Origin of the sequence: Agreia sp. Leaf210 (assembly GCF_001421485.1) — a bacterium.
Lineage (GTDB): Bacteria > Actinomycetota > Actinomycetes > Actinomycetales > Microbacteriaceae > Agreia.
The window spans coordinates 433412-447210 of the sequence record NZ_LMKK01000001.1; the positions used below are offsets into that span (position 1 = coordinate 433412).

Annotated in this window: 12 protein-coding genes; 2 read left to right on the top strand and 10 right to left on the bottom strand. The window is 65.8% G+C overall.

Annotation, left to right across the window (positions count from 1 at the left end; translation table 11 throughout):
• Positions 1 to 39: 39 nt before the first annotated feature.
• From ilvN to otsA, 5 genes are all read right to left on the bottom strand, one after another.
• Positions 40 to 549, bottom strand: coding sequence for an acetolactate synthase small subunit (gene ilvN, locus ASE64_RS02105; protein ID WP_055775244.1), 510 nt, complete (start codon positions 547 to 549; stop codon positions 40 to 42).
• Positions 550 to 552: 3 nt separating this feature from the next.
• Positions 553 to 2382: an acetolactate synthase large subunit gene (locus tag ASE64_RS02110; RefSeq protein WP_055775249.1), complete on the bottom strand. Its 1830-nt coding sequence runs from the start codon at positions 2380 to 2382 to the stop codon at positions 553 to 555.
• Between the two features lie 81 nt (positions 2383 to 2463).
• The gene (gene ilvD, locus ASE64_RS02115) at positions 2464 to 4158 is read right to left on the bottom strand and encodes a dihydroxy-acid dehydratase (RefSeq protein ID WP_055775253.1); all 1695 of its coding nucleotides are present in this window, start codon (positions 4156 to 4158) and stop codon (positions 2464 to 2466) included.
• A gap of 19 nt (positions 4159 to 4177) precedes the next feature.
• Complete coding sequence (otsB, locus tag ASE64_RS02120; RefSeq protein WP_055777295.1) at positions 4178 to 5014, bottom strand: trehalose-phosphatase; 837 nt, start codon at positions 5012 to 5014, stop codon at positions 4178 to 4180.
• Positions 5011 to 6543 carry an alpha,alpha-trehalose-phosphate synthase (UDP-forming) gene (gene otsA, locus ASE64_RS02125; RefSeq protein ID WP_055775257.1) on the bottom strand — a complete coding sequence of 511 codons (1533 nt, stop codon included), beginning with the start codon at positions 6541 to 6543 and terminating at the stop codon, positions 5011 to 5013. Before otsA ends, otsB begins: the two co-directional genes overlap by 4 nt.
• A 194-nt stretch (positions 6544 to 6737) precedes the next feature.
• On the opposite strand from otsA, the gene ASE64_RS02130 reads away from it, so the two are divergent.
• A complete protein-coding gene (locus ASE64_RS02130; protein WP_055775260.1) occupies positions 6738 to 6932 on the top strand; it encodes a hypothetical protein in 195 nt (64 codons plus the stop codon).
• 3 nt (positions 6933 to 6935) lie between these two features.
• Here ASE64_RS02130 and ASE64_RS02135 read toward each other — a convergent pair whose 3' ends face one another.
• The 5 genes from ASE64_RS02135 to ASE64_RS02155 are packed head-to-tail and all read right to left on the bottom strand — an operon-like array spanning position 6936 to position 11976.
• The gene (locus ASE64_RS02135) at positions 6936 to 7703 is read right to left on the bottom strand and encodes a FadR/GntR family transcriptional regulator (protein WP_055775263.1); all 768 of its coding nucleotides are present in this window, start codon (positions 7701 to 7703) and stop codon (positions 6936 to 6938) included.
• Positions 7704 to 7717: 14 nt separating this feature from the next.
• A complete protein-coding gene (locus ASE64_RS02140; RefSeq protein ID WP_200920079.1) occupies positions 7718 to 8509 on the bottom strand; it encodes a 3-oxoacyl-ACP reductase in 792 nt (263 codons plus the stop codon).
• On the bottom strand, positions 8506 to 9873 hold the full coding sequence (locus tag ASE64_RS02145) for an aldehyde dehydrogenase family protein (RefSeq protein WP_055775266.1): 1368 nt from the start codon (positions 9871 to 9873) through the stop codon (positions 8506 to 8508). The genes ASE64_RS02140 and ASE64_RS02145 overlap by 4 nt, the downstream gene beginning before the upstream one ends.
• Positions 9870 to 10622 carry a gamma-glutamyl-gamma-aminobutyrate hydrolase family protein gene (locus tag ASE64_RS02150; RefSeq protein ID WP_082465834.1) on the bottom strand — a complete coding sequence of 251 codons (753 nt, stop codon included), beginning with the start codon at positions 10620 to 10622 and terminating at the stop codon, positions 9870 to 9872. Before ASE64_RS02150 ends, ASE64_RS02145 begins: the two co-directional genes overlap by 4 nt.
• Positions 10609 to 11976: a glutamine synthetase family protein gene (locus ASE64_RS02155; RefSeq protein ID WP_055775273.1), complete on the bottom strand. Its 1368-nt coding sequence runs from the start codon at positions 11974 to 11976 to the stop codon at positions 10609 to 10611. Before ASE64_RS02155 ends, ASE64_RS02150 begins: the two co-directional genes overlap by 14 nt.
• A gap of 246 nt (positions 11977 to 12222) precedes the next feature.
• On the opposite strand from ASE64_RS02155, the gene ASE64_RS02160 reads away from it, so the two are divergent.
• Entirely contained in the window at positions 12223 to 13794 is a 1572-nt protein-coding gene (locus ASE64_RS02160) for an amino acid permease (protein WP_055775276.1), read from the top strand.
• The last annotated feature ends 5 nt before the right edge of the window (positions 13795 to 13799 follow it).

Sequence of the window (13799 nt, forward strand, 5' to 3'; positions counted from 1 at the left end):
GGTGGCCGTTCCCCTCGACGAGCTCAGGGAACAGGCCTCTTAGTTCTTGAAGACGCGTTCGGTGATGCTCTTCGATCCGCGGCCGATGGCGAGCAGGCCCGACTGAGCCAACTCCTTAATTCCGTATGGCTCGACGACGCGCAGGAACGCACTCGTTTTACCCGAGTCGCCTGTGATCTCGATGACCAGAGCATCGGTAGAGACGTCGACGACGCGAGCTCGGAAGAGATTCACAGCCTCGAGCACGTGGGACCGCGTCGAGTTGTCGACCCGCACCTTCACGAGCATGTGCTCGCGTTGAACCGACTGGTCGGGCTCGAGCTCGACGATCTTGATCACGTTGATGAGCTTGTTCAGCTGCTTGGTGACCTGTTCGAGCGGCAGCTCCTCGACGTCGACGGCGACCGTGATGCGCGAAAGACCCTCGATCTCGGATGCGCCCACGGCGAGGCTCTCGATGTTGAATCCGCGGCGGGCGAAGAGGCCGGCGACCCGCGTGAGCAGGCCGGGCTTGTCTTCGACGAGCAGGGAGAGAACGTGGTGGCTCATGGTCTACTCCTCATCCCACTCTGGGGCGATCTGCTGTGCGTGTTCGATCATCGAGTTACTGACCCCCTGCGGAACCATCGGCCAGACCATGGCGTCTCGGCTCACGATGAAGTCGATCACCACCGGTCGGTCGTTGGTCTCGATCGCGAGCTTGATCGCCGCGTCGATCTCCTCGACCTTGGTGACCCTGATGCCGAGAGCGCCGTACGCGTCGGCGAGCTTCACGAAGTCGGGCACCATCGCCGTGCCGTGACCGGTGTTGAGGTCTGTGAACGAGTGCCGTCCGTCGTAGAACAGGCTCTGCCACTGCCGCACCATGCCGAGTGACGAGTTGTTGATGATCGCGACCTTGATCGGGATGTTGTTGATGGTGCAGGTCGCGAGTTCCTGATTGGTCATCTGGAAGCATCCGTCGCCGTCGATCGCCCACACGAGGCGATCGGGCTCCGCGACCTTCGCGCCCATGGCGGCGGGAACCGAGTAGCCCATGGTGCCGGCACCACCGGAGTTGAGCCAGGAGTTAGGTCGCTCGTACTTGATGAACTGCGCCGACCACATCTGGTGCTGGCCGACGCCGGATGCGTAGATCGCCTCGGGACCGGACAGCTCGCCGATGCGCTTGATCACGTATTGAGGCGAGAGCAGGCCGTCGGTGGGCTCGGCGTAGCCGAGCGGGAACTCGACCTGCAGACCGCGCAGATACTCCCACCAGTCGGCGATGTCTGGTTTCGTCTCTGTGGCCGCAGACGTGGCCACGAACGCCTTGGTGAGATCGGCGATCACGTCTTTCGCGTCTCCCACGATGGGAACGTCTGCCGCACGGATCTTGCCGATCTCCGCGGGGTCGACGTCGACGTGCACGATCTTGGCATTGGGAGCGAACTCGCTCACCTTGCCCGTGACCCTGTCGTCGAAGCGCGCTCCGAGTGCGACGATGAGGTCGCTCTCCTGCAGGGCGAGAACGGCGGGAACCGTTCCGTGCATGCCCGGCATGCCGAGGTTCTGCTCGTGCGAGTCGGGGAAAGCACCGCGCGCCATCAGCGTGGTGACGACAGGCGTTCCTGTCGTCTCGGCGAGCACGGCGAGCTCAGGCGATGCCTGAGCCCGGATGACTCCGCCGCCGACGTAGAACACCGGCTTCTTCGCCTCGAGGATGAGCTGCGCCGCGGCCTGGATCTGCTTGCCGTGCGCCTTGGTGACCGGGCGGTAGCCCGCGAGGTCGACCTTCGGGTTCCACACGAACGGTGCCGACTTCTGCTGGGCATCTTTCGTGATGTCGACGAGCACGGGGCCGGGCCGGCCTGTGGATGCGATGTGGTACGCGGCAGCGAGGGTCGCGGGAACGTCCTCCGGCTTGGTGACCAGGAAGGAGTGCTTGGTGATCGGCATCGTGATTCCCACGATGTCGACCTCTTGGAAGGCGTCGGTGCCCATCAGGGTCGAGAAGACTTGACCGGTGATGATGAGCACGGGAACCGAATCCATGTAGGCATCGGCGATGGCCGTCACCAGGTTGGTGGCGCCGGGGCCCGACGTCGCGATGGCGACGCCCACCTTGTTCGTCGACGAGGCGTAGCCTTCGGCCGCGTGACCGGCGCCCTGCTCGTGCCGAACGAGGATGTGCCTGATCGTCGTCGACGCCATGAGCTCGTCGTAGAAGGGGATGATCGCGCCGCCGGGAAGCCCGAAGACGTCTTTGACCCCGAGGTGCTCGAGCGAGCGCAGGATCGCTCCCGAGCCCGTCAGGATGTCAGGGGTGTTCGCTCCGGCGGACGAGGAGGCCGGCCTGGGGAACGTCGGAGAGCTTGGCACGGGAGATGGATCCACGGGCATGTTGTTTTCCTAGCTTGGTGCCTGCACAGCTTGTCGCCTGTGCACTGAGCAGACGAACGGTGATGAGGGTGGAGCGCGGTACTACCCCGTGATGGCGCCGGTCGCTGCCGACTTCACGAGCTTGGAGTACTTTGCCAGAACGCCACGGGTATAGCGCGGGGGAAGAGGGGCCCAGCCGTCTCGGCGGGCTGCAAGCTCATCGGCCTCGACGAGTAACTCGAGGGAGCGAGCGGCGATATCGACCCGTATTAGATCACCATCGCGCACGAAGGCGATAGGACCTGCGTCCACCGCTTCGGGTGCTATGTGGCCGATACACAGTCCGGTTGTGCCGCCTGAGAATCTGCCGTCGGTCAATAGTAGTACATCTTTTCCGAGGCCGGCTCCCTTGATGGCGGCCGTGATGGCGAGCATCTCACGCATTCCGGGGCCGCCCTTCGGGCCCTCGTAGCGGATCACCACGACGTCGCCGTGCTCGATCAATCCTTCGGTCAGGGCGTCCATCGCGGCGCGCTCGCGCTCGAAGACCTTCGCAGGCCCCTCGAAGACCGCGGCATCGAATCCGGCCGTCTTGACGACCGCACCCTCAGGAGCGAGTGAACCCTTGAGTACCGTGAGGCCACCCGTCGGGTGGATGGGGTTGTCGAGCGTGCGGAGCACCTTGCCGTCGAGCCCGGGGAGGTCGAGCTCGGCCAGGTTCTCGGCCAGCGTCTTGCCCGTGACCGTGACCACGTCTCCGTGCAGCAGACCGGCGTCGAGCAGAGCCTTCATCAGCACCGGCAGGCCACCGTGGCGGTCCATGTCGTTCATGACGTAGCGGCCGAACGGCTTCATATCGGCGAGGTGCGGAATGGTGTCGCCGATGCGGTTGAAGTCGTCGATCGTGAGGTCGACCTCAGCCTCGTAGGCGATCGCGAGAAGGTGCAGGATGACGTTGGTCGAGCCCCCGAGCGCCATCGCCACGGCGATGGCGTTCTCGAACGCGGGCTTGGTCAGGATGTCGCGGGTGGTGATGCCGAGGCGCAGCATGTTGACGACGGCCTCGCCGCTGCGGTGCGCGTAGTAGTCGCGACGACGGTCGGCCGAAGCGGGAGATGCGGAGCCCGGCAGGCTCATGCCGAGGGCCTCGGCGACGCTGGCCATGGTGTTGGCCGTGTACATGCCACCGCAGGCGCCCTCGCCGGGCGCGAACGCGCACTCGATGCGCTTCGCGTCGGCCTCGCTCATGGTGCCGGCCTTCACTCCGCCGACAGCCTCGAACGAGTCGATGATCGTGATGTCCTTCTCGGTGCCGTCGGAGAGCTTGACCCACCCCGGTGCGATCGAACCCGCATAGAGGAAGACGCTCGCCAGGTCGAGCCGGGCAGCGGCCATGAGCATGCCGGGCAGAGACTTGTCGCATCCGGCCAGAAGAACCGAGCCGTCGAGACGCTCGGCCTGCATGACGACCTCGACGCTGTCGGCGATGACCTCGCGCGACACCAGGGAGAAGTGCATGCCCTCGTGACCCATCGAGATGCCGTCGGAGACGGAGATGGTGCCGAACTGAAGCGGGTAGCCGCCGCCGGAGTGCACGCCCTCTTTGGCGCCCTGGGCGAGACGGTCGAGCGACAGATTGCAGGGCGTGATCTCGTTCCACGAGCTCGCGATGCCGATCTGCGGCTTCTCCCAGTCGGCATCTCCCATGCCGACAGCTCGAAGCATTCCGCGCGAGGTGGTTGCTTCGATTCCATCGGTGACGACGCGACTGCGCGGCTTCATGTCTATTTCGGGCATGTTACGAGTTTAGAACCACTCAGCTAGCAGAGATGTGCGCCTCGGCTCGGAATTGGCCGAGCAGAGCGAGCACCTGGGCGACCTCGGCCTCGTCACTCACGCGGAACTCCGCGATCGTCTTTCCCGACCCGCTCTTCAGACCGAAGTCACCGCTGCGCAGCACTGCGAACGCGTCTTCGTCGGTCACGTCGTCGCCCGCGTAGAGAACGGCGGTGGCCTTCGTGTACTCCTTGAGGTGCAGCAACGCCTCGCCCTTGGTCGTCGATCGGATCGAGAACTCGAGCACGTTCTTGCCCTCGCGCACGGTGAGACCCTCGATCTCCGACTTCGTCTCGGCCAGCGCCATGAGATGGGCCTGCCTGCTGCCCTCTTCTGATGCGAGACGGGTATGCAGGGCGAAACCTGCCGGCTTCGACTCGATCCACACATCGTCGACGCGGTCTGCCACCTCTTCGAGCACCTCGCTGAGCACGTCGACCTGCGCGAGTTCCTGCGTGTCGAGCGTGAGCCGCGTGGGGCTGTCGAGCCGGATCTCCACCCCGTGCGAGCCGACGAGCAGCACATCGTCGGGAAGATCGCTCACCTGCTCGAGACTCTCCATGGCTCGACCGGAGATGAGGGCGACGCGGGTCGAATCGAGCTTCAGCAGGTCGAGCACCGCTCGCCTCGCCTCGGGCAGCGCGCGAGCGTGGCTCGGAACGTCGACCTCGGGGGCGAGGGTGCCATCGAAGTCGAGCGCGACGAGCAGACGTTCGGTGCGGGCGAGTTCACGCAGTCGCACGATCAGTTCATCGGTCTCGTCGGGCTGGATGCCGGTCTCGGCGACGCGGTCGGCCGCGGTCGACGGAGTGCTCATCGGTCGGATGCTCCCCATTTGGTCGCGACATACGAAGGCGTGCCGCTCGGATCGGTCAAAGTCGACAGAAAGGCCGTCGACCAGCGTGAGACGTCGTAGTCGCGCACCCGCTTACGCAGCGCGCGCATCCGCTTCGTGCGTTCACCCTTGTTCATGTGAATCGCCTCGAGGATCGACTCCTTGAGCCCGTCGATGTCGTGGGGATTGACCAGGAGCGCGCTTTTCAGTTCGTCGGCAGCGCCGGCGAACTCACTGAGAACGAGAACGCCGTCGTCGTCGATTCGGCTGGCGACATATTCTTTGGCCACGAGATTCATGCCGTCGCGCAGAGCGGTGACGAGCATCACGTCGCTGGCGAGGTACAGCGCGACCATCTCTTCTCGCGGGTACCCCTGGTGAAGGTAGCTGATCGCGGTGTGGCTGATGCTCGAGTAGTCGCCGTTGATGCGCCCGACGGTGAGTTCGACCTCGTCGCGCAACTGCTGATAGGCGGCGACGCGTTCGCGACTCGGACTCGCGACCTGCACGAGCGTCACGTCTTCGACCGCAACCGTGCCATCGGCGAGGAGTTCGCCGAACGCCTTGAGCCGGTGGCCGATGCCCTTCGTGTAGTCGAGCCTGTCGACGCCCAGCATGACGACCTTGGGGTTTCCGAGACCGGCGCGGATCTCCTTCGCCCTGGCCTGGATGTCAGGACGACGAGCGAGGTCTTCGAAGCTCTCTGTATCGATCGAGATGGGGAAGTGCCGCGCGTGCACGGTGCGTACCAGGCTGCCCCTCCTCGACGTCGAGACTCGGGCCGGCTCGATCGCCTCGGAGATCTGCTCGTCGATCGGCACATCGATCGCCGTGCCCTTGGTCGTGAAGCTGAGCAGCCGACGTACGGCACGCGTGAAGTTGCCCGCGTCAGCGGCGCGCTGGAACCCGATGAGGTCGGCCCCGAGGAGCCCCTCGATGATCTGAGCCCGCCACGGCAACTGCGAGAAGATGCCGTATGCAGGAAACGGAATGTGGTTGAAGAAGCCGATGGTGAGGTCGGGGCGCAGCTCTCGCAGCATCTTCGGCACGAGCTGAAGCTGATAGTCCTGCACCCACACCGTGCCGTCGGTCGCCGTGACCGACGCGGCCTTCTCGGCGAAGCGCTGGTTGACACGCACGTACGACTCCCACCACTCGCGGTGGTACGTGGGCGGCGCGATCACGTCGTGATAGAGCGGCCACAGGGTGTCGTTCGAGAATCCCTCGTAGTACTCCTCGATATCGGCAGCGCTGAGGGTGACGGGAACGATCGAGATGTCGTCGTGCTCGAAGGGCTCGGACTCGTCGTCGGCGACGCCGGCCCACCCGACCCAGGCGCCGTCGGCCCGCTTCATGACCGGCTCGAGCGCGGTCACGAGGCCGCCGGGCGAGGTGCGCCATTCGACGCTGCCGTCTGGGCGGGTCACCTTGTCGACAGGGAGCCTGTTGGAGACGACGACGAGATCGTAGGTACCGACAGGGGTGTTCGGCCGCGATGCGGCCTCGTCCATGGAAATGGTGAACTCCTCGTTTGCGGCCGACGAAGGCATCGACCGTGTAGACCAGTGATCAGGCTACCAGCCGCCCGCGTTCGCCCATCGGGTTGCCGAGCGATGCGCTATACAAGACGACGCCGCGCATTCGATACCCCGAGCCGACGCACCGACAGAGCGGCTAGCCTGAAGACCTGACCCCGGAGGCTCGTATGCGCAAATTCATCTTCAACTCGAGTGTGATCGGTGCCGTCGTCGGCGCTTGGTCCGTGCTGCAGACCACCAGGCAGGGGCCGCGCGACTGGCGCCTCGTTCTCATGTGGGTGAGCTGGGGCATCACCGTCGCCCTCGCCGTCGGCAGCGTCATGCAGGCAGACGACGACGCGCGCGAGCTCAACGCGAAGTAGTAGTCAGGCGAGGAACCCGCGCAGCAGGGCCTCCGAGCCCTCGAGGTGTTCGCGCATCGCGGCGGCCGCTTTCTCGGCGTCGCCGGTGAGGATCGCGAGCACGATCTGCTCGTGCTGCTCGTTCGAGTGCGCGATGTTGCGCTCGAGCAGCGGGATGTGGTCGAGGAACTCGTTGACGCGCATCCGGTTGTCGGCGAGCAGCGCCATCAGCGACGGAACGCCGACCAGCTCGCCGATCGCAAGATGCAGACGCGAGTCCAAGCGCCGATAGTCGTCGACCGCGGCATCGGCAGTCTCACGCAGGCTGGTCCACAGCAGCTCGCGCTGCGCCTTGGTCAGCGCTCGATCGGCGGCCGCCCGCGCAGCGCCCACCTCGAGGATGCCGCGCAGACCGAGCACGTCGTCGAGGTCCTCCTGCGACACCTGCTCCGGCTGCGACGCCGTGTCGTCGAGCACGCTGCTCAGGCCGACGAGCGGAACCCGGTCGCTCACGAACGTTCCGCCGTAGCGTCCGCGTCGGGAGACGAGGAAGCCGGCATCCGCGAGCGCCTTGATCGCATCGCGCACGGTGTCTCGGCTCACCCCGAAGCGCAGCGCGAGATCGCGCTCGCTCGGAAGGGCCTCCCCCGGCGAGACCACCCCGAGCCGGATGGTCTGCAGCAGCCTCGAGACGGTGTCTTCGAAGGCATTGCCGGTGCGCACCCGACGCAACAGAGCGTCGCCGGCCAGGCCCGCGGCATCCGGATGCGGCCCGCTCGCGGAGTCGGTCATCGCGTCGCCGCCCGCTACTCGGGCGTCACGTAGGCGGAGCTGATTCCCCCGTCGACGAGGAAGGTCGAGCCCGTGATGAACGAGGAGTCGTCGCTGGCGAGGAAGGCGACCGAGGCGGCCAGCTCCTCCGGCTCGGCGAAGCGACCGAGCGGAATGTGCACAAGTCGGCGCTGGGCCCGAGCCGGGTCTTTCGCGAACAGCTCCTGCAGCAGCGGCGTGTTCACCGGGCCCGGGCAGAGGGCGTTGACCCGGATACCCTGACGGGCGAATTGCACGCCCAGCTCACGCGACATGGCGAGAACGCCGCCCTTCGACGCCGTGTACGAGATCTGCGAGGTCGCCGAGCCCATGACGGCGACGAACGATGCCGTGTTGATGATCGACCCGCGCTTCTGCGGAACCATGTAGCGCAGTGCGGCCCTCGAGCAGAGGTACACCGACTTGAGATTCACGTCTTGCACCTTCTCCCAGGCGGGAAGCTCGGTGGTCTCGATGGAGTCGTCGTCGGGGGGCGAGATCCCGGCGTTGTTGAAGGCCACATCGACGGATCCGTAGGTGTCGAATGCGACCTTGAACAGGTTGTCGACCTGGGCCTCGTCGGTGACGTTCACCTGCACGAAGAGGCCGCCGACGGCCTCGGCCGCGCGCTCGCCCGATGCGGCATCCATGTCGCCTATGACGACGGTGGCACCCTCGGCGGCGAAACGGCGTGCCGTGGCGAAGCCGATTCCGCTGGCGCCCCCGGTGATCACCGCCACCTTGCCGGCGAGCCGCTTCGTGAGGTCGATGGTGGGCAGGTCGGTCATGAGAGCTCCTCTACGGCGATGAAGACGTTCTTTGTATCGGTGAAACTGAGGGGTGCGTCGGGGCCGAGCTCACGGCCGAGGCCAGACTGCTTGAAGCCGCCGAAGGGCGTCGTGTAGCGAACCGAGGAGTGCGAGTTCACCGAGAGGTTGCCCGCCTCGACGGCGCGTGAGACGCGCAGGGCGCGGCCGACGTCGCGGGTCCAGATGCTTCCAGACAGGCCGTACTCCGTGGCGTTCGCGAGCGAGACCGCGTCTGCCTCGTCGTCGAACGGAAGCACCGTGACGACCGGGCCGAAGATCTCTTCAGTCGCCGTGCGGTCGTTGCGGCCGGGCGTGAGAACGGTGGGAGGGAACCAGTAGCCGGGCCCGGTGGGCGCCGATCCCCGGAAGGCGACCTGGCTGTCGTCGGGAACGTACGAACTCACCGACGCGTGATGCTTCGCCGACACGAGTGGGCCCATCTCGGTGGACTCGTCGCGCGGGTCTCCGACGGCGACCTTGGCCACGGCGGGCTCGAGCAGTTCCATGAAGCGGTCGTAGACACCGCGCTCGACGAGGATCCGGCTCCGTGCGCAGCAGTCCTGACCCGCGTTGTCGAAGACGCCCGCCGGCGCCGACGCGGCGGCCTTCTCGAGGTCGGAGTCGGCGAACACGACGTTGGCACTCTTGCCACCGAGCTCGAGCGTCACGCGCTTCACCTGATCGGCGCTGCCCGCCATGATCTTCTTGCCGACCGCGGTCGATCCGGTGAAGACCACCTTGCGCACGGTCTGGTTCGTGACGAAGCGCTCGCCGACCACCGAGCCGTGGCCGGGAAGCACCTGGAAGAGCCCGTCGGGCAGCCCGGCCTCACGACCGATCTCCGCGAGCCGCACCGAGGTGAGCGGTGTCCACTCCGCGGGCTTCAGCACCACGGCATTGCCGGCCGCGAGCGCGGGCGCGAAACCCCACGCGGCGATGGTCATGGGAAAGTTCCAGGGGGTGATGACTCCGACGACTCCGAGCGGTTCGTGGAACGTCACGTCGAGCCCGCCCGCAACGGGGATCTGCTTGCCGAACAGCCGCTCCGGCGCGGCCGAATAATAGGTGAGCACATCGCGCACGTGTCCCGCCTCCCAGCGGGCCTGGCCGATCGGATGGCCGGAGTTGAGGGTCTCCAGCTGGGCGAGGGCCTCGACGTTCGCGTCGACGGCCGCCGCGAAATCGCGCAGGGTCTGCGCCCGCTCGGCCGGAGCCCGGCGCGCCCACGTCTTCTGCGCATCCGCAGCCCGCGCGATGGCGTCGTCGGTGCCCACGACGTCGAAGAGCTCGACATCGGTGACGACCTCTTCGGTTGCGGGGTTGATCACGGTGTAGCTGCTCATGCGTTCGGGCTGTCCTGTTCCTGTGCTCGGTACTTACTCGCGGCCTCGATGAGGCCCGCGAACAGTCGGATGTCTTCGCGCGACTCCTCGGGGTGCCACTGCACGGCGACGCCGAACGGAACCGAGTCGAGTTCGACGGCCTCGATCGTGCCGTCGGGGGTGCGCGCGGTCACGACGAGTCCGTCGCCTAGCGTGTCGATCGCCTGGTGGTGGTAGACGGGAACATCGATCGTGTCCGAGAGGAGGCCCGCCAGGCGCGAATCCTGCTCGACGCTGACCTCGACGTGATTGAAGACGCCCTCGCCCGCCTGGTAGCGACGGTCACCGACGACGTCGGGCAGGTGCTGGTGCAGCGTTCCCCCGCGCGCGACGTTCAGCATCTGGGCGCCACGACAGATTCCGAGGAACGGAATCTCGCGCTCGATCGCGCGACGCAGAAGCGTGTCCTCCCACGCATCGCGATCGGGCCTCGGCTCGTCGGTCTCTGGATGCGCCTCCTGCCCGTAGCGGGACGGCTCGATGTCCTTGCCTCCGGTGAGGATCAGTCCATCGAGCGAGTCGAGCAGGCGGTCGGCGATCGCGTCGCTGACGGCCTGCGGCGGAAGAAGTACTGCGATGCCCCCGGCCTTCTCGACCGCGTCGAAGTAGACCTTCGGCAGAAACGAGGCGGGCACATCCCAGACCCCGGTCTTGGCGCGCTCGAGGTAGGTGGTGAGCCCGATCACGGGCAACCGTTCAGAGGCGCTCAAAGCCGCGGATCCTCTCCCAGTCGGTGACGGCGGAGTCGAATGCCTTGAGTTCGATGCGGGCGTTGTTGACGTAGTGGTCGACGACCTCGTCGCCGAACGCCTGGCGTGCAATCTCGCTCGACGCGAACAGCTCTGCGGCGTCGCGCAGGTTGGTGGGAACCCGCGGCGCACCGGATGTGTAGGCGTTGCCCGCGGTGGCGTCCTCGAGCTCGAGTTCGTTCTCGATGCCGTAGAGGCCGCCCGCGATGAGCGCAGCCGTCGCCAGGTACTGGTTCACATCACCTCCGGGAACGCGGTTCTCGACACGCATTCCGAAACCCTTGCCCACCACACGCAGAGCGCAGGTGCGGTTGTCGAGGCCCCACGCCACGGCGGTCGGGGCGAACGAACCGTCGACGTAGCGCTTGTAGGAGTTGATGTTGGGCGCGAAGAAGAGCGTCAATTCGCGCAGGGTCTTGAGCTGGCCGGCCATGAAGTGACGGAACATCGTGGACATGCCGTGTTCGGCATCCGGGTTACTGAAGACGGCGGTGCCGTCGGTTCCTCTGAGGCTGATGTGCACGTGGCACGAATTGCCCTCGCGCTCGTTGAACTTGGCCATGAACGTGAGCGACTTGCCGTGCCTGTCGGCGATCTCCTTCGCCCCGTTCTTGTAGATCGAGTGGTTGTCGCACGTGACCATCGCGTCGTCGTAACGGAAGCCGATCTCCTGCTGGCCGAGGTTGCACTCGCCCTTGACGCCTTCGCAGTACATGCCCGCGCCGTCCATCGAGACTCTGATGTCTCGGAGAAGAGGCTCCATGCGGGTGGAGGCGAGCAGCGCGTAGTCGATGTTGTAGTCGCTGGCCGGCGTCAGCTGCCGGTACCCCTTGGCCCATGCCGAGCGGTAGCTGTCGTCGAACACGATGAACTCGAGTTCTGTGGCGACCTTGGCCTCGAGACCTTGGTCTGCGAGCCGCTTCATCTGGGCAGCGAGGATCTGTCGGGGAGACGGCTCGACAGGCGTTTCGTCGAGCCAGTGCAGATCTGCGGTGACCATGGCGGTACCGGGGAGCCAGGGGATCGAGCGCAGAGTGGACATGTCGGGCATCATCGCCATGTCGCCGTAGCCGTGCTCCCAGCTCGACATGTCGTAGCCGTCGACGGTGTTCATCTCGACGTCGACCGCGAGCAGATAGTTGCAGCACTCGGCTCCGTGCGACGCGGCGTCCTCGACGAACAGCCGGGCCGAGAGACGTTTGCCCACGAGCCTGCCCTGCATGTCGGTGAACGCGACGATCACGGTGTCGATCTCGCCGGCCGCGACCTGAGCGGTCAGGGCGTCGAGCGTGAGATTTCCTCCTGTGGATGCCACGGTGTACTCCTTCGTCGATGGTCGCCGCGGGTAGGCCCCGCGCTGCAGAACCCCGTCGACCCGACCATTACACCACACGACATCGGCGGCTCAGTCGGCATTCGGTCGGGCACTCGTAACACGCAATTTACACACAAAGGTGGTGCCAACCAACCAATAGAACGCTAGTGTGTGGTCAATTCGTGCGAGGGAGCCGATGGCGTTCCGCTGTGCACTGCCGAGACAACGAGCTACCGGAGGATCCACGTGACTGACAGCAAGACCCGCCGTTCCGGCGTCACCTACAGCAAGGCTGCAGACGGGTACTTCGAGAAACGCACGCTCAAGAGGTCGGCCGGTATCTGGGGGCTGTGGGGGCTCGCCGTCGCGGCGGTCATCTCGGGCGACTTCTCCGGCTGGAATTTCGGCATCGACTTCGCCGGCTTCGGCGGCATGCTCATCGCCTTCGCGCTGCTCATCGTCATGTACTACGGCATGATCTTCTCGATCGGCGAGATGGCCGCGGCCATGCCCCACACCGGAGGCGCGTATTCGTTCGCGCGATCGGCCATGGGCCCCTGGGGCGGACTCGTCACCGGCCTCGCCGAGACGATCGAGTACGTCGCGACGACCGGCGTGATCGTCTTCTTCTCGGCACAGTACGCGAACAGCATCACGACCGAGCTTCTGAACTTCGACCTCTCTGACAACATGTGGATCTGGTGGCTGGTGCTCTACGTGGTCTTCATCGCATTGAACTCGGCCGGAGCCGCCATCTCATTCAAGTTCGCCATCGTCGTCTCCATCATCTCCATCGCGATCCTGCTCGTCTTCTCGGCCATGGCCGCCTTCTCCGGTCTCTTCAGCTGGGACAGCCTCTTCAACATCGAGCCCGACCCGGGCCAGTCGTCGTTCCTCCCGCACGGCGTCGTGCCGATCCTCTTCGCACTCCCCTTCGCCATGTGGTTCTTCCTCGGCATCGAGGAGCTCCCGCTCGCGGCGGAGGAGGCACACAACCCGGTGCGTGACATCCCCAAGGCAGGATTCTGGGCGCGCGGAACGCTGATCGTCACCGGACTGCTCATCCTGTTCCTCAACACCGGCGTCATCGGAGCGGAGAAGATGGGCGTCTCGGCGGAGCCGCTGCTCGACGGCTTCCGCGCCATCGTCGGCGATCAGGCCGCGGCCGCGCTGGCGCTCTTCGCCCTGATCGGTCTGCTCGCCTCGCTGCAGGGCATCATGTTCGCCTACGGACGCAACATGTACTCCCTCTCCCGCGCCGGCTACTACCCGAAGTTCTTCTCGCTCACCGGAAAACGACAGACGCCGTGGGTCGCCCTCACCGTGGGTGCCGTGATTGGCTTCGTCGCACTCATCGTGCTCGACATCCTCTCGAAGGTCGACGAGGAGGGCGCGGGCGCCGTCGCCGGCGCGATCATCCTGAACATCGCGGTCTGGGGCGCCGTCGTGGCCTACCTGCTGCAGATGATCTCCTTCGTGATCCTGCGCAAGAAGTTCCCCAATGCTAAGCGTCCCTATGTGAGCCCGTGGGGCATCCCGGGCGCGGTGATCGCTGGCGTCATTTCGGCCCTCATCTTCCTCGGGTTCCTTCTCAACGTCACATTCCAGCCGGCGATCATCGCGATCGTGATCGTCTACGCGCTGATCCTCGTCGGATTCGCGGTCTGGGGACGCAAGCAGCTCGTGCTGTCGCCGGAAGAAGAATACGCGCTCTCGGGTGGCCTTCACGGTGACCCGGAGAAGGACGGCTACGGGGGCGCCGTCGCCGAGGAGATCCGAACGGACGACCTCGACCCGACCGGTGGGCCGAAGGCGTAGCCGAG